The following is a 15,282-nucleotide window of genomic DNA, read 5'->3' as shown; positions in this document are numbered from 1 at the left end:
CCCCGACCGAAAAGGGTGAAGCCATAATGAGAATCGCTGCGTAATCGTAATCCCCCCTTCACGTTTTGATCTACAGCATTTATAGTGGCCGAACAGGCCTGAAAACCGTTATTCCCAGCCGGAAGATGACCCGGCGTTATGCCGGAGGTGAAGGAGCATGAAGAACCCGCGGAGGAATAGGGCGGCGGGCCGGCGCCCCATGATTTCGGCTTCTTCCCCCGGGCCCTCCGGCCGGGTCGCATTCCGGGAGGAGTAAAGAGTGGCGCCCGATAGCGATATTGGAATCCGCGCGGCGACGATCGACGATCTGGCGGCGATTTTCCACCTGGGCGAGAAGGTGTTCACTTCGCAGGAGGTGTCGAACCTCTACCGCACGTGGGACGAGTACGAGGTGACCGCGCTGTTCAACAGCGAACCGGAACACCTCGTCGTCGCGGAGGCGAAGGGAAGGGTCGTCGGTTTCGCCATGGGTACGACGATCGAGAAAGCGCGCTCGGCCTGGAACTACGGTCACCTGCTCTGGCTGGGTATCGATCCCGACTTCGCCCGGCAGGGTATCGGCGGCCGGCTCTTCGAGCGCTTCCGTGAGGTCATGGAGTCCGGGGGGGTGCGCATGCTGCTGGTCGACACCCAGGCCGACAATCATGCCGCGATCGATTTTTTCCGCCGCCGCGGGTTTGAAAACCCCACCGACCACGTCTACATGACGCTCAACCTGCGGAAGGACGAAGCATGAGCGGTTCGGCGATCCGTCGCGATCGTCTCTTCGCCCTGTTCGGCGATATGGTCGATCTCTACAGCCCGTCGGGCAAGGAAGACGAACTGACGTCTTTTCTGGAAGACTACCTTCGCGCGTGCGGGCTGGCGGTCGAATCGCAGCCGGTCGACGAGACGCGCCGCAACCTGATCGTCTCTGCCGGCGCATCGCCGTCGCTTCTCTTTCTCGGCCATATTGATACCGTTCCCGCCTGCGATATCGAGCACTACGGGTTTTCGGCGTGCGGCAGTCTCTGCAGAGGACTGGGCACCGCCGACATGAAGGGCGGTTGCGCGGCGATGATCGAGGCCTTCGCCGCCGCTGCGGAACAGGGCACGCTCGGCGCGGACGCCGCGCTCGCACTGGTGGTGGGTGAGGAGGAAACCGGCGACGGGACGCGTGCGCTGCTCGAATCGCACCGCTTTCGTGAAGCGCTGGTCGGTGAACCGACGGCGTTGCGCCCGTGCCTCGCGCACTACGGCTACGTGGAGATGTTCGTGCGCGCGTTCGGCGCCCGCCGTCACGCGGCCATGTCCACGCGCGACACCAACGCCATACGCGCACTTCTGCGTCTGCTGCTGCGGATCGAGGAGCGCGTGGAGCGCGACGAACCGGACACCGTGCTCAACATCCGCGACCTGCGCAGCTCCGAAGCGGGGTTCGCCGTGCCCGACCTCTGCGCCGCCGGCGTGGACCTGCACGTCCCGCCCGACACCCGCGCCGGGCCGTACGCGAAGGAACTGCGCCGCTTCGTCGACGCGACGCTCGAGGAAAGCCGCGCCTCGCGCTACGAGATCGAATTTCCGACGCTGGCCGACGGGTTTCGCGTCGATCCCGCCTCGGAATTGCCCCGAACGCTCCGGCGCGTGCTGGAGGGCTCCGGCCGCGCCTGGTCTCCCGCCGCCTTCGCCAGTCACTCCGACGCCAATCTGCTCTACGACGCCGGCTGCCGCCCGGTCGTGCTCGGCCCCGGCCGGCTCGCCGACGCCCATACGCGCGATGAGTGCATCGATTTCGAACAGGTCGTCGCGGCCTCGGAGATCTATGCCGGGGTGTTGAGTGAACTGTACGGTGAAAACTTTTGACCCGCGGCGGGTTGCGCCGTACAGTGCCTCGTTTGTCGAGCATAATACGGAACGGGGTTTGCGCCGGAGGCGGCGGGGCCCGGAGAACAGCAACAGGAAGCAAGGAGAGACGGGCGATGGCGACCATCGATTTCGGCGGAGTCAAAGAGACCGTGGTGACGCGGAAGGAATTCAATCTCACCAAGGCGCGCAGCGTCCTGAAGAACGAGACGATCGCGGTGATCGGCTACGGCGTGCAGGGCCCGGCCCAGGCGCTCAATCTCAAAGATAACGGGTTCAACGTGATTATCGGCCAGGCGAAGCGGTTCAAGAAGGACTGGGACCGCGCGGTGGCCGACGGGTGGAAGCCGGGCAAGGACCTCTTCGATATCGAAGAGGCCGTGCAGCGCGGCACGGTGATCCAGATGCTGGTGACCGACGCCGCCCAGAAGGCGATCTGGCCGACGGTGAAGAAGAATCTGAGCGCGGGCGACGCGCTCTACTTCTCGCACGGGTTTGCGATCGTCTACAACGACCTCACCAAGCTGATCCCGCCGGAGGATGTCGACGTGATCATGGTCGCCCCCAAGGGCTCCGGTACCTCGGTCCGCCGGAACTTCCTGGACGGCAACGGCATCAACTCCAGTTACGCGGTCTACCAGGACGCGACCGGTAAAGCCGAGAAGCGCTGCCTCGCGCTGGGCGTGGGCATCGGCTCGGGCTACCTCTTCCCGACGACGTTCGAGAAAGAGGTCACCAGCGACCTGGTCGGCGAGCGCGGCGTCCTGATGGGCGCGCTGGCGGGCGTCATGGAGGCGCAGTACGACGTGCTCCGCAGGCACGGCCACTCGCCCAGCGAGGCGTTCAACGAGACGGTCGAAGAACTCACGCAGAGCCTGATCCGGCTGGTGGACGAGAAGGGCATGGACTGGATGTTCTCCAACTGCTCGGCGACGGCGCAGCGCGGCGCGCTCGACTGGCGTCCGAAGTTCAAAAAGGCCGTCAAGCCGGTCTTCAAGGAACTCTACGACTCGGTGGCCAGCGAGAAAGAGGCCGCCCGCGTCATGCGGATGTGCGGGCGTCAGGACTACCAGGACCGCCTGGCAAAGGAACTCGGCGAAATCCACAACTCCGAGATGTGGAGCACCGGCGAGAAGGTGCGCGAACTGCGTCCTCACCAGCGGGCGAAGAAAGTCACGAAGTCGACGAAGGGCGTCAAGGGCCGTTCGGCTTAGTATATAGGGGTTTACAACCGGCCGGAACCGGCGTATAAAGTTCCGCCTTATCGAACGAAATACACATCCGGTCAACGTACGAGGACAGAGCATGGATCAGTCGGTCAAAGAACAGGTCAAAAGCGACTACCGGCAGCACGATCGCGACACGGGTTCGGTGGAGGTACAGACCGCCATCCAGACCCGTCGCATCACCGAGCTTACGGAACATCTGAAGAAGCATAAACAGGATCACAGTTCGCGGCGCGGCCTGATTATGCTGGTGAACAAGCGCCGCAAGCTGCTGGATTACCTGGCCCGCAAGGATGAGGGTCGCTACCGCGAACTCATCCAACGGCTGGGACTCCGCAGGTAAGTCATCAAGATGCGGTCGGCGAGCGGGAGTGGTGCGTCGGATCAGAATCCGATGGGCACCACTTTCGCGTTCAGGGCGCGTGCGACAGGAGAAAAGGTGGTGCGCGACCGCGCGACGGCTCGGTAAGCCGTTTTTGCCTATCCGCCCCGCATCGAAGCGGAAAAGAGAGAAAGAAGGAAGAGAAGACAGGACATGGATAATACGACTAAAGTTGAATTTCAGGCAGCCGGCGCGACGATGTGTTTCGAGACCGGCCAGCTCGCCCGGCAGGCCGACGGCGCCGTAATGTGCTCGGTGGGCGACAATGTATTGTTTTCGGCCGTGAGCAGCGCAAAAGAGGCCCGCGAGGGCACCGACTTTTTCCCGCTGCAGGTCGAATACCGCGAGAAGTTTTACGCCTCGGGTCGATTCCCCGGCGGCTACTTCAAACGCGAGGCGCGCCCCTCGGAAAAAGAGGTCCTTACGATGCGCGTCACCGACCGCCCCATCCGCACGCTGTTCCCGGACGGGTTCTACCGCGAAGTGCAGATCAACAACACGCTGCTGAGCTGCGACGGCGAGACCGAGACCGATGTCATGAGCATCAACGCCTCGAGCGCGGCGCTGACGATCAGCGAACTCCCGTTCCAGGGCCCGATCGGCGCGGTGCGCGTCGGACGGATCCACGGCGAATTCGTGCTCGCGCCTACGCACAAGCAGCTCGAGGAGAGCGATCTCGATCTCACCTACGCCGGAATGCGCGATCTGCCCCTGATGATTGAGGGTAACGCCAACGAGGTCAGCGAAGAGGACTTCGTGGCGGCGATGAAGCTCGCCCACGCCGAGGTCGTCAAGATCATCGACGCCCAGCTCGAACTCCGGAAGAAACTCGGACTCCCCGAGAAGAAGGTCGAAGCCCCCGAGAGGGAGACCGCGCCGCTGGATCACGCCCGCGAACTGGCGGCACAGGACCTGGACGCGGCGATGGATATCGCCGGCAAGCAGGAGCGGCAGGATAAGCTCAACGAGATCAAGGCCCGCCTTCAGGAGGATATGATCGAGAGCTTCCCGGAGATGGCCGACGGCGCTTTCGAGCAGATGTTCGACCAGCTCGAAGTCGAGATCGTCGAAAAACGCGTCGTCGAGCGCAAAGCCCGTATCGGCAACCGCGGACTCGACGATATCCGCGAACTCGAGGGCTTCGTGGGTATCCTCCCGCGGACGCACGGTTCGGCCGTATTCCGCCGCGGCGACACGCAGGCGCTGGCCATCACAACCCTGGCCGGCAAGAAAGAGTCGCAGAGCCTCGACGCCGTCACCGGCGGCGCGCAGGAAAAGACGTTCCTGCTGCACTACAACTTCCCGCCGTACTGCGTCGGTGAAGTCGGGCGGCTCGGGACCACCAAGCGCCGTGAGATCGGTCACGGCAACCTGGCCGAACGCAGCCTGAAGCCGATGCTTCCCGAAGATTACCCGTACGCCGTGCGCGTGGTCTCCGAGATCATGGACTCGAACGGCTCGTCCTCGATGGCCACCATCTGCGCGGGCACGCTCTCGCTGATGGACGCCGGCGTCCCGATGCGCAGTCCCGTGGCCGGGATCTCGGTCGGACTCTTCGGCGGACAGGGCGACCGCCCGGTGCTCGTCACCGATATCCTCGGCGCCGAGGACCACTGCGGCGATATGGACTTCAAGGTGGCCGGTACCCGTAACGGCATCACCGGATTCCAGGTCGATCTCAAGATCCCGGGCCTGCGCTGGGAACTCGTGGAACAGGCCTTCGCCAAAGCGCGCGAAGCCCGTCTGAAGATCCTGGATGCGATGACCGCCACGATCGCCGAGCCGCGGGCGGAGATCTCTCCGTATGCGCCGCAGGTAAAGACGGTCCAGATCGATACCGAGAAGATCGGAGCACTGATCGGTCCCGGCGGGAAGAATATCCGCCGCATCACCGACACCTACGATGTCCAGATCGATATCGAGGAAGACGGGACGGTCAATCTCTACAGCGCGGACAAGGACGCGATGGAGAGCGCGATCAAGGAAGTCGAAATGGCCACCGCCGAAGCCGAGGTCGGAAAGATCTACGAGGGCCGCGTGGTCACCGTGCGCGAATTCGGCGCTTTCGTAGAGATCCTGCCCGGCAAAGAGGGCCTGGTCCATATCAGCGAACTCGCCGACTACCGCGTGGGCAAGGTCGAGGATATCTGCAAGGAAGGCGATGCCATGCGCGTGAAGTGCATCGATATCGACCAGCAGGGCAGAGTCCGCCTCAGCCGCCGCGCCGCCATGGAAGAAGAGGGCGGGGAGAAAGAGTGAGCGTGGTTTGAGTGAGAGACCTGAAACTTGAACCCGGGCTGAAGAGAAGAGCCGCAGGAAACGGAACCCCCGTTTTTTGCGGCTTTTTTAATGACAATCTCGGCGCCGGACTCAATCATCGTGGCGATGCTCTATGGAGGGGCTTTCGATGGCACGCAGTCTTAAGCGCAAAGTCGTCCTGAAGGCGGCCGTCGCGGCGGTGACGGCCGCGATGCCGCTCCTGTCCGGTTCCGCGGAGTCTGCGCCCGGTGCGGACCTGTTTGCCCTGGGACTCGAGGAGCTGATGCAGGTCGAAGTGACGACGGTCGCCCGGCAGCCCGAGCATTGGTTCGACACCCCGGCCGCCGTTTACGTAATCACTTCCGAGGAGATCCGGCGGTCCGGCGCCACCACCATACCGGAGGTCCTGCGCCTTGCACCCGGGGTGCAGGTCGTGCGCATGGACGCGAACAAGTGGGCCATCAGCGCACGCGGACTGAACGGCCGCTTCGCGCGGTACATGCTCGTGATGATCGATGGCCGCAGCGTGTATCACCCGCTGTACTCCGGCGTGATGTGGGAGCTGCAGGACCTGATGCTCGAGGACATCGAGCGGATCGAAGTCATCCGCGGTCCGGGCGGGACGCTCTGGGGGGCGAATGCCGTCAACGGCATCGTCAATATCGTCACGAAATCGGCCGAAGAGACTCAGGGCGGCCTGGCCGGGATTACCGCCGGGACCGAAGAACGCATCAACCTGCGCACCCGCTACGGAGGACGGATCGATTCCAATACCTTCTACCGCGTGTATGCCAAAGGCTTCGAGCGCGATTTGGCCCCCGTGGGCGGTGACGAGGGGCACGACGACTGGCGCATGGGGCGCGGCGGGTTCCGGATGGACTGGACCGGGGGCGAGGCGGATCGGTTCATGATGCGCGGCGACTACTACCGCGGGCTGCTGGGGCAGAGCGTGACGAGCCCCGACCCCGCGTTCTGGCCGTTCCCCGTTACCCGCGAGGATGCGGAGGACGCACGCGTCAGCGGCGGAGATCTCCTGTTCCGCTGGACCCGTACGCCGGACATCACGCAGGAATTCCAGCTGCAGACGTTCATCGATCACCGGCACCGCGAAGAGTCCACGCTCGAGATGGAGGTGAACACCTTCGATCTCGATGTTCAGCACCAGCTCCGGGTTTCGCCGCGCCGCGAGCGGATCTGGGGGTTCGGATACCGGCTGGTGGACGACGATCTCGACGAATCGTTCAGTTACCGGTTCGATGAGGAATCGCGCACCACCCAGCTGTTCAGCGGATTTATTCAGGAGCAGTACGAACTCCGGCCGGATGCGCTCACGCTCTCGCTGGGCACGAAGCTGGAGCACAACGATTACACCGGATTCGAATGGCAGCCGGGGGCGCGGCTCGCCTGGACGCCTACCGACAGGGATACCTGGTGGGCTTCGGTAACGCGCGCGGTCCGGACGCCTGCACGGGTGGAGCACGACTGGACCCTGCGCCAGGTCTGGAACGGGGTCCCGCTGGTGATCCGCGGAAATTCCGATTACGGCACCGAGGACCTGGTCGCCTGGGAACTCGGCTACCGTACGCGTCCGCATGAGAATGTCATGCTGGATATCGCAACGTTCTACTTCGACTACGACGAGATGCAGTCGCTGCAGCTCGTCGATACCGGTCCGCCCGCGGTGCTTGATATCGATAACCGCGTGCGCGGGGAGTCCTACGGGTTCGAGACTTCAGCGCGCTGGGACGTCTGCGATCGCTGGACGCTCGACGCGAGCTACAGCTTTATCGAGATGCATCTTCATCCGGAAGAGGGGAGCAACGATCCGTTTACCGAGAATTTCGAGAACGACGTGCCGCAGAATATGGCCCACCTGCTGTCGACCGTGGATCTGACGGAGCGCCTGGCGTGGGACGCGTGGCTCCGGTACACCGGAAACATTAACAATTATGCGGGCTACGATATCGACCCCTATCTCACCATGGATACGGGCTTGCGCTGGCAGGTGAACGACCGGCTCAATCTTGCCGTTGTGGGACGCAACCTTCTGGAGCCCGCCCACCGCGAATATGCGTCGTCGCTCATCCTGAACAGCGAAAGCACGGAGGTTGAACGGAGCGTGTATGTGCGGGCGACGTGGACCTTTTGAGAGTGCGGACAGGGGTGATTATGGGGAGAATGTCCTTCAGATCGACGATGAAACGAGGGGGGGCGGTGCTGATGCTGCTGATCGGCATGGTCACTCCCTCCCCGGCGCAACCGGAAACAAAGGCGGTGAGCCGCGAATACCAGGTGAAGGCGGCCTTTCTGTACAACTTCCTTCTGTACGTGGAATGGCCGGAGACCTGCTTCAAGGATGAACAGACCCCGTTCAGGCTGATGGTCTGCGGGGAAGACCCGTTCGGGGCCGTGCTGATCCGCGCGGCGGAGCGGGGCGTGAAACAGAGACCGTTGCGCATCCTGCACGGGCGTCAGCGGCCGGAGGGGTCCCGGGTGCACGCGGTGTTCATCGCCCGCTCGGAGGCGGTGCGGATGGAGACCCTCCTCGAAGAATTCGGCCGGCGCGGTGTGCTCACCGTTTCCGACGCGCCGGGGTTCGTGCTGCGCGGCGGGATGATCGAGCTGGTGGTCCGCGAGGGCAAAGTGAGGTTCCTGGTCAACAGAGAGGCGGCGGAGCACGCGGACCTCGAATTCAGTTCGCACCTGCTGCGGCTGGCGATGGAGGTGCGCCCGTGAAACATCAGAGCGGCGATTCCCCGTTGGTGATGCGCTGGCGGCCGTTCTGCGACATCCCTCTGCGCGACAAGCTTACCCTGCTGATGGTGGCGGCCTGCACGGTCGTGCTCTTCGCGGCGACGGGGGCATTTTTCTTTCACGATTACCTCATGATGCGGCGCGCGTCGGAGGAGGAACTCTCCTCGCTGACGGATATCCTCGGCGCCAACTGCGCGGCGGCGCTGCTGTTTGAGGATCCGGGCGCGGCCGAAGAGACGCTCTCCTCGCTGGACGCGAACCAGGAGATGGTGGCGGCGAGGGTCTACGACGCCACGGGCGGCGTGTTCGCCACCTACCTGGATCAGGGCGCTGTGCGCTGGGCGAAGGACGCGGAGTCGCCCGAGGAGCAGGGCGACGCGCAGGGTCTCGTGTGTTACGACCGGGAGATCCGCGTCGACGGGCGCCGCGTCGGGAAGCTCGTTCTCTGCAAAGGCACCGGGGAGCTGCGCGGGCGCATGGTGACCTATGCGCAGATCGCGGCGGCCATCCTGCTGGGCGCGCTGCTGCTGGCGGTGGCCCTGTCGCGCATGCTGCAGCGGGTCATCACCCGTCCGATCCTGAGACTGACGGATATGGCCGGGCATATCACCCGTGAGAAGGATTATTCGATCCGCGAGGAGAAGCGCAGCGGGGACGAGATCGGAATCCTTGTGGATGCGTTCAACGGGATGCTCGATGAAATAGAACAGCGCGACCGTCAGCTGGAGGCGCATCGCCGCACCCTGGAGGCAGAGGTCCGCAAACGCACCGCCGAGCTGCGCGAGCGCGAAGCGCATTATCGCAATCTCTACGAGACCGCGCATGTGGGGCTGTACCGCACCCAAGCCGACGAAGACCGCTTTCTCAACGCCAACCGCGAACTCGCCCGCATGTTCGGCTACGGATCGGTAGAGGAACTCCTCCGTGAGGGCCGGCCGTCTCAATGCTATGAACATTCCGCCGACCGCTGGACGATGCTGGAAAAGAGTCGCCGCGAGGGCCGCGTGGAGAGTTTTGAATTCGAGGGCCGCCGCCGGGACGGGACGAGCTGCGACTGTATCCTGAGCGGCCGCTATTACGCGGAGACGGATACGCTCGAGGGCGCGGTGCTCGACATCAGCGAACGCAAGCGCGCCGAGCGTGACCTCGAACGCGCGCGCGACGAGCTGCAGGTTGTGAACGAAAAACTGCGCGGCTCCATGGAGCAGGCCCAGCGCGCGGCCGAAGAGGCGGCCGAGGCCAGTCGTGCGAAGAGCGATTTTCTCGCCCGCATGAGCCATGAGCTGAGGACGCCGCTCAATGCGGTGCTGGGCATGACGGAACTGCTGATGGAGGCCGATCTCCCGCGCGAACACAGGGATTCGCTGCAGACGGTGTTTTCCAGTGCGCGCGCCCTGCTCAACATCATCAACGACTTGCTCGAGGTCTCGCGGCTGGAATCCGGAAAGCTCGAACTCGATGTGGACAGCTTTGATCTCAAGGGATGTATCGAAAGCGCCTTTGACATCGTACGATCGCGTCGGGCGCCGGAGCAGGTGAAACTCCATTTTTCCGTCGCCGACGAAGTCCCCGCGCATCCCCGCGGGGATGCCGACCGCCTCCGTCAGGTGCTTCTGAATCTGCTCAGCAACGCCGTCAAGTTCACCCGCGAAGGCGAAATCGAACTCAGGGTCTGGAAGAGCAGGGAGGAGGAGAACCGGGTCACACTGGCGTTCGCCGTACGCGATACCGGGATCGGCATGACGGAAGAAGAGCTCGAAAAGATCTTCGATCCGTTCGTGCAGGCCGATCCGGGGACGACGCGGCGGTACGGCGGCACCGGCCTCGGACTCACCATCTCCCGCGAACTGTGTCGACTGATGGGCGGCGATCTGCAGGCGGAGAGCACTCCCGGCGAGGGTTCCACGTTTACCTTTACCGTGCGGGTGCAGCGCGGCGAGAAAAAAGCCGGCGCATCCATGCAGGCCGAGCCGGCGGAGGTTGCCCCGGACGACGACCTCGGACGGCGCCATCCCCTGCGCATCCTGCTGGCCGAAGACAACCCGGTCAACCGCATGGTGGCGATGCGCATGCTGGGCCGTCTCGGGTACAGCGCCGAACTCGCGGAAAACGGGCGCGAGGCGCTTGAAAGGGTACAACAGCGCCGCTTCGACGTAGTCCTGATGGATATCCAAATGCCCGAGCTCGACGGGCTCGACGCGACCCGGAAAATAAAAGCGCAGTTCGGCGCCCGTTCGCCCTACATTATCGGAGTGACCGCCCACGCCTACGAAGAGGATCAGCGTGCATGCTTCAACGCAGGGATGAGCGATTACGTCGCCAAGCCCATCCGCCTCGCCGAGCTTGCCGAAGCACTGCGTCGGGCACCGGGAGGGGAGGCGGAGTCAGAGACAGAATCAGAGACAGAATCAGAGTCAGAATCAGAGTAAGAGACAGGGTCGGAGTGAGAGTAAGAGGGGGAGCCTGAATGCTGAGTAAGATTCTATTTTTTCAGCTTGCTGTAACGGGCCTTCCTGGTTGAGGACGATTCGTTTTTCAGGAGCAGCTTTTTCCATGCGAGGCCCGCACCGAAACCGCCGGGGCCGTGCGCGGCGACCACGCGGTGGCAGGGGATGAACAGCGGGAGAGGATTGCGCGCGCAGGCCGTACCCGCGGCCCGGGCGGCGCCCGGGCATCCGGCGTCGGCCGCAACCCGGGCATACGTGCGGACCTCGCCGCGGGGAATGGTCCGCAGGACGTGCCATACCTGCCGGTAGAAGGGCGCGCCTTCGGGCAGAGGGAAGGGCGGGGGCTGCATCTTTTCACCCCTCAGCAATGCGGAGGCGTAGGTCACGAAGACGCGGGATGCGCCGGAGGGGTTCACGGGATCTCCAGCTTCAAAAGGGATGTCGATAGGTTCCCCGACGACGGGTAGCCGACAAACAACCGGAAATCCGGACCGGATGGAGATCTCAATGGGTCCCCAGCTCGTGGGGAGGGTAAGGTCCTCGTTCATTTCAGCTCGAGGTCTCATTCATCCGGCGGTGGGAGGGTCAGCACCTGGCCGATCTGGAGGTCGCGCTCGCTTTTCATGCGGTCGCGGTTGGCTTCATAGATCAGCCGCCACTGGGCGGCGTCGCCGTAGACCCTGGCGGCGATCCTGGAGAGCGTATCGCCCCCGCGGACGACATACGTCCGTTTTTTCCGGGCGGATTTTGGGGACGGCCGCGCCGACTCTTTTTCCGGGCCGGATCGGGAGAGCGTTCCGCGTTCAGGAGGGGCGTTGTCTTCCGCGGGCGCTTCCCCGCGGGCCAGCCGCGCTTTCAGGGCGCGGTTTTCGCGTTCGAGCACTTTGAGTTTCTCGATCACCGGGGGCGCGGCCTCCGAACGCATCATCTCCCGCACGAAATCGGCACGAGCGGTCTCGATCCAGTTCTCGACCAGCGGCTTCTTCTGTGCTTCGGGCCGCTGTTCGAGATAGCGGCGGTAGTGGTGGATGGCCCGCGCATAATCAGAGCGCTGTTCGTGAAAGATACGGGCCAGCTCGAGGTGCGCGCGGGCCATGTCCGGGTGCTTTCGCAGGGCCGTGCGGAGGAGGGCGATCGACTCTTCGGTGCGCCCCGCCTCTCTTGCACGCACCGCCTTGCGGAAGGCGGGCCGGCGCTCGTCGCGGGCATCGGGATTTTCGGGGGCGGGACCGCAGGAGGCGAGGAGCAAAAGCGCCGGAAGCACGAGTGCGGGCAGGAGAAAGCGCCGATGCGCGGCGGAGCGGGGGCGTACGGGGGGTAGACCCTCAGGACGACTCGTTCTGCTTTTCATCGTCCTCCGCCTCCGACCCGGTTCCCTGTACGATCTCGCGGAGAATGGTGTTGTAGCCCTTCCCGGTCTCCATCTCCTGCTGAACTTCCTGCAGGATGGTTTCCGTCCCCTTGCCGGGTTTTACGTCGACCAGGATCCGCGTAGGTCCGACCGTGATCACATCATTGGGATTCAGCTTGGCGATGTCCCGGATCCGTTCGCCGTTGAGATAGGTCCCGTTCTTGGAGTTGAGGTCCTTCACGTAGACATCGTCTTCCCAGCGGCGCACCCCGGTGTGCATCCGCGATACGCGGTCATCCACGATCTGAATATCCGCATCCGGGCTGCGTCCGATCGAAATCGGGCTCTCTCCGAGTTCCACCGCCACGCGCTTCCCCTCGTCGTCCTTGTAGATCAGATACATCTCCCGCACTCCTTTCGCAGACTTGTATCACAAAAGCAGGCTTGCGTGAAAGGGAAAGAGGGGGTGGGCTAGTTCCCCGCCAGGGCCTCGTCCTCTTCCGTCACGCGCAGCACTTCTTCGATGGTGGTCTTCCCTTCGAGCACTTTTTCCCAGCCGTCGTGCCGCAGCGATTTGAGTCCTTCGCGTCCGGCGGAGGATTTGATCCGGGCGGCCGAGGCGCGGTCCACGATCAGCGGCCGTACGCGTTCGGTGATCGGGAGGACCTCGAAGATGCCGGCGCGGCCGAGGAAGCCGGTGTGCAGACAGGCTTCGCACCCCGCGGCCTCGTAAATCGTGTGGTCGGAGAGCCTGTCCACCGGGAACCCCTCGCGCTCGAGCATGGACCGCTCGCCCGTCCACGGCCTGCGGCAGTGAGGACACAGCGTGCGCACCAGCCGCTGGGCCACGATGGCCTCGACCGAGGAGGCGACGAGAAAGGGCTCGATGCCCATGTCGAGAAGCCGGGTCACGGCGCCGGCGGAATCGTTGGTGTGCAGCGTGCTGAAGACCAGGTGACCCGTGAGCGCGGCGCGGATCGCGATCTCGGCGGTCTCCTTGTCGCGAATCTCGCCGACCATGATGACGTCGGGGTCCTGGCGCAGGATGTGACGCAGACCGCGGGCGAACGTCAACCCGATCTCGGGACGGATCTGGATCTGGTTGATCCCCGCCATCTCGTATTCGATGGGGTCTTCGACCGTGATGATGCGTTGGTCGACGGAATTGATCGTGTGCAGCCAGGCGTAGAGCGAGGTGGATTTCCCGGAACCGGTGGGACCGGTCACCAGCAGGATGCCGTGCGGCCTGTGGATGAGACGGTTCAGCAGCTCCTCGTTGCGGTCGTCCAGACCGAGTTCGGACATGCGGATCATCGACCCGCCGCGCTGGAGCAGCCGGAGGCTGACGCTCTCACCGTAGACCGTCGGCATGGTGGACACGCGCACGTCCAGATCTTCGCTCCGGACCCGCAGGCTGATCCGTCCGTCCTGCGGCAGCCGCTTCTCGGCGATGTCCATGTTCGACATCACCTTGATCCGCGAGATGATGGCGGACTGGAACTGCTTGATCTGCGGCGGGACCGGGGTCTGGTGAAGCACGCCGTCGATCCGGTAGCGGATCCTCAGATCGTTTTCCATCGGCTCGAGATGGATGTCCGTGGCGCGCTCCTGGAGGGCCTCCCAGATGATCTGGTTGACGAATTTGACGACGGAGGCCTCCTGATCGAGTTCGCTCAGGTCCTGCTTGAGCAGCGGTTCCTCCGCGGTCACCTCGATCCGGTCTTCCTCCATCATGCTCTGCATCGTCTCGGCGCCCACGCCGTAAAAAGCCTTGATCGCCTGGGCCAGGTCGGGGGACGGACACAGGGCGAGTTCGATGCGGGATTCGGTGGCGAGGCGCAGGGCGTCGATCAGCCCCGGCTTGAGCGGGGTATGCGTGGCCACCCGAAGGAGATCCTCCTCCGCCCCTACGGGCACGACATGATACTGAACCGCCGCCCGGGCGGGGAGTCGACTGAGCAGATCTTCGTCCAGCTTCCGGTCGCGGAGCCGCAGAAACGTCAGACCCATGGCCCCGGCCAGCGCCTCGAGGAAGTCCTCCTCGTCCGCCAGTCCCAGCGCCGTGACCGCCTGGGCGAGGCTCTCACCCTCCGTCCTGCGCCGCTCCAGTATAAGGCGGATCTGGTCTTCAGAGAAGAGACCCGTCTCGCCGAGCCAGTGCGCCGTGATGTCTCCGGTCCGTACCATAGGCGTCCAATATCACCGGAAAAGCACGTGTTGGCAATAGGGTTCTGATATTCATTCACCCCTTGCATTCGCCTGCCCGCCACCTGTATTATCATAATTGCAAAACCGGATGGGGTCCGGTTCATGGCTGCTCGGCCACATCGATTTTTAGAGGCGTTGCGAATCATGAAGACAGGCAGAACATGGATTGTACTGGCGTTGACGGCACTCATCGGTGCCGGAGCGGTCGCGGCTCCGGATCTCGTCTGCGAGAATCCTCACTGGCGCTTTGACTACGCCTCAGACGCGGAAGTGCTGACCCACTCTTTCGTGCTGCGCAACACGGGCGATCAAACCCTGGTGATTAAGGAGGTGCAGGCGGATTGCGGCTGCACCCGGGCGAGAGTCGGTTCCAGGGAGATTCCCCCGGAAGGAAGCACAGACCTCGAGGTTCGATTCAATCCCTCCGGGCGTAGCGGTGAACAGCACAAGCAGGTGACGGTGATCTCGAACGACCCGGAGCAGCCCCGCTTCGAGGTCACGATCGAGGGCTTCGTTCAGCCGCCGATCTGGGTCAATCCGGAGCAGCTCTGGCTGCCCCTTTCGGACGGCGATGAGGTGGCCCGGCGGATTACGCTCGAGTTCGACCGCGACACCGCGGTCGGCGAGGCCTCGACTTCGGTAGGATTTCTGGACCTGAACGTGCTCGAACTCAAAAGGTCGCGCATCTACGTCGTGGAAGTTACCGCGGCACCGCCGTATCCCGAGGGCCGTATCGACGGGGCGATCAGGATCGACGTGGACCATCCGGACCGCAGCCGGATCGTCATCCCGGTAAAGGGTTATGTACAGTAA

At 63.8% G+C, this 15,282-nt stretch carries 13 protein-coding genes; 9 read left to right on the top strand and 4 right to left on the bottom strand.

All coding sequences use genetic code 11. The features are described from left to right. The first annotated feature begins 259 nt into the window (after nt 1-259). The 8 genes from L21SP4_RS08100 to L21SP4_RS08065 all read left to right on the top strand — a co-directional run bounded on the left by L21SP4_RS08100 (nt 260) and on the right by L21SP4_RS08065 (nt 10,892). Nucleotides 260-736 carry a GNAT family N-acetyltransferase gene (locus tag L21SP4_RS08100; protein WP_052882182.1) on the top strand — a complete coding sequence of 159 codons (477 nt, stop codon included), beginning with the start codon at nt 260-262 and terminating at the stop codon, nt 734-736. Further along, nucleotides 733-1,842: a M20 family metallopeptidase gene (locus L21SP4_RS08095; protein ID WP_052882181.1), complete on the top strand. Its 1,110-nt coding sequence runs from the start codon at nt 733-735 to the stop codon at nt 1,840-1,842. Before L21SP4_RS08100 ends, L21SP4_RS08095 begins: the two co-directional genes overlap by 4 nt. 116 nt (nt 1,843-1,958) lie before the next feature. After that, on the top strand, nt 1,959-3,056 hold the full coding sequence (gene ilvC, locus L21SP4_RS08090) for a ketol-acid reductoisomerase (protein WP_052882180.1): 1,098 nt from the start codon (nt 1,959-1,961) through the stop codon (nt 3,054-3,056). A 91-nt stretch (nt 3,057-3,147) separates the two neighbouring features. Beyond that, on the top strand, nt 3,148-3,411 hold the full coding sequence (gene rpsO, locus L21SP4_RS08085; protein WP_052882179.1) for a 30S ribosomal protein S15: 264 nt from the start codon (nt 3,148-3,150) through the stop codon (nt 3,409-3,411). A 192-nt stretch (nt 3,412-3,603) separates the two neighbouring features. Beyond that, on the top strand, nt 3,604-5,709 hold the full coding sequence (locus L21SP4_RS08080; RefSeq protein WP_052882178.1) for a polyribonucleotide nucleotidyltransferase: 2,106 nt from the start codon (nt 3,604-3,606) through the stop codon (nt 5,707-5,709). A gap of 148 nt (nt 5,710-5,857) precedes the next feature. Continuing rightward, nucleotides 5,858-7,858: a TOL_0244 family TonB-dependent receptor gene (locus L21SP4_RS08075; protein ID WP_052882177.1), complete on the top strand. Its 2,001-nt coding sequence runs from the start codon at nt 5,858-5,860 to the stop codon at nt 7,856-7,858. A gap of 47 nt (nt 7,859-7,905) precedes the next feature. After that, nucleotides 7,906-8,445: a TOL_0243 family YfiR-like periplasmic protein gene (locus L21SP4_RS08070; protein ID WP_160300756.1), complete on the top strand. Its 540-nt coding sequence runs from the start codon at nt 7,906-7,908 to the stop codon at nt 8,443-8,445. Continuing rightward, on the top strand, nt 8,442-10,892 hold the full coding sequence (locus L21SP4_RS08065) for an ATP-binding protein (RefSeq protein WP_052882175.1): 2,451 nt from the start codon (nt 8,442-8,444) through the stop codon (nt 10,890-10,892). The genes L21SP4_RS08070 and L21SP4_RS08065 overlap by 4 nt, the downstream gene beginning before the upstream one ends. Before the next feature lie 53 nt (nt 10,893-10,945). Here L21SP4_RS08065 and L21SP4_RS12830 read toward each other — a convergent pair whose 3' ends face one another. The 4 genes from L21SP4_RS12830 to L21SP4_RS08045 form a co-directional block, all read right to left on the bottom strand. Then, nucleotides 10,946-11,326 (bottom strand): methylated-DNA--[protein]-cysteine S-methyltransferase, encoded by a 381-nt coding sequence (locus tag L21SP4_RS12830; protein ID WP_052882174.1) that lies wholly within the window; start codon nt 11,324-11,326, stop codon nt 10,946-10,948. A 146-nt stretch (nt 11,327-11,472) separates the two neighbouring features. Then, the gene (locus L21SP4_RS08055; RefSeq protein WP_082116636.1) at nt 11,473-12,261 is read right to left on the bottom strand and encodes a tetratricopeptide repeat protein; all 789 of its coding nucleotides are present in this window, start codon (nt 12,259-12,261) and stop codon (nt 11,473-11,475) included. Then, nucleotides 12,236-12,664, bottom strand: coding sequence for an FHA domain-containing protein (locus L21SP4_RS08050; protein WP_052882172.1), 429 nt, complete (start codon nt 12,662-12,664; stop codon nt 12,236-12,238). The genes L21SP4_RS08055 and L21SP4_RS08050 overlap by 26 nt, the downstream gene beginning before the upstream one ends. Before the next feature lie 68 nt (nt 12,665-12,732). Continuing rightward, entirely contained in the window at nt 12,733-14,448 is a 1,716-nt protein-coding gene (locus L21SP4_RS08045) for a GspE/PulE family protein (RefSeq protein ID WP_052882171.1), read from the bottom strand. A gap of 165 nt (nt 14,449-14,613) precedes the next feature. On the opposite strand from L21SP4_RS08045, the gene L21SP4_RS08040 reads away from it, so the two are divergent. Next, on the top strand, nt 14,614-15,282 hold the full coding sequence (locus L21SP4_RS08040) for a DUF1573 domain-containing protein (RefSeq protein ID WP_160300753.1): 669 nt from the start codon (nt 14,614-14,616) through the stop codon (nt 15,280-15,282).

The sequence above is a fragment of the Kiritimatiella glycovorans genome (genome assembly GCF_001017655.1).
In the GTDB taxonomy this organism is placed as follows: domain Bacteria; phylum Verrucomicrobiota; class Kiritimatiellia; order Kiritimatiellales; family Kiritimatiellaceae; genus Kiritimatiella; species Kiritimatiella glycovorans.
This window is presented reverse-complemented; position numbering and strand designations above follow the sequence as displayed.